Origin of the sequence: Tannerella forsythia (assembly GCF_001006485.1) — a bacterium.
Classification (GTDB): domain Bacteria; phylum Bacteroidota; class Bacteroidia; order Bacteroidales; family Tannerellaceae; genus Tannerella; species Tannerella forsythia.
In genome coordinates this window covers 1-437 of record NZ_JUET01000086.1, presented here as the reverse complement: position 1 = coordinate 437, position 437 = coordinate 1, and the positions used below count along the sequence as shown (strand labels likewise).

General features: G+C 51.9%; 1 protein-coding gene. It reads right to left on the bottom strand.

The genetic code is table 11. The features are described 5' to 3' along the window. Positions 1–66: 66 nt before the first annotated feature. The gene (gene rpsN / locus Tanf_RS16715; RefSeq protein ID WP_046825618.1) at positions 67–372 is read right to left on the bottom strand and encodes a 30S ribosomal protein S14; all 306 of its coding nucleotides are present in this window, start codon (positions 370–372) and stop codon (positions 67–69) included. Positions 373–437: the final 65 nt, after the last annotated feature.

Sequence of the window (437 nt, the reverse complement as noted above, 5' to 3'; positions counted from 1 at the left end):
CAGCATATCCGCGATCGGATCTTGCATGCTCATCTGTCTTTACTCCCGTGATTCAATTGGTGACAATTACCAGCTAGCCTTTTTCAGACCCGGGATTTCACCGCGCATAGCGGCTTCACGGACCTTAATACGGCTCAACCCGAACTTCCGCAGGAAACCATGCGGACGACCTGTTTGACGGAAGCGGTTACGCTGACGAGACGGGCTGGAATCACGCGGCAGAGTCTGCAGCTTGAGAACAGCGTTCCAACGATCTTCGTCGGAAGCGTTCACATCAGAGATGATCGCTTTCAGTTCAGCGCGTTTCGCGAAGTATTTATCAGCTAAAGCTACGCGTTTTACTTCGCGTGCTTTCATTGATTGCTTAGCCATTTAGTAACCCTACCTTACTTGCGGAACGGGAAGTCAAAGGCAGCCAGCAGAGCGCGGCCTTCTTC

What these genes read in the sequence shown, in the direction of transcription:
- rpsN (WP_046825618.1), bottom strand. Translation starts at nt 372, where the DNA reads ATGGCTAAGCAATCAATGAAAGCACGCGAAGTAAAACGCGTAGCTTTA.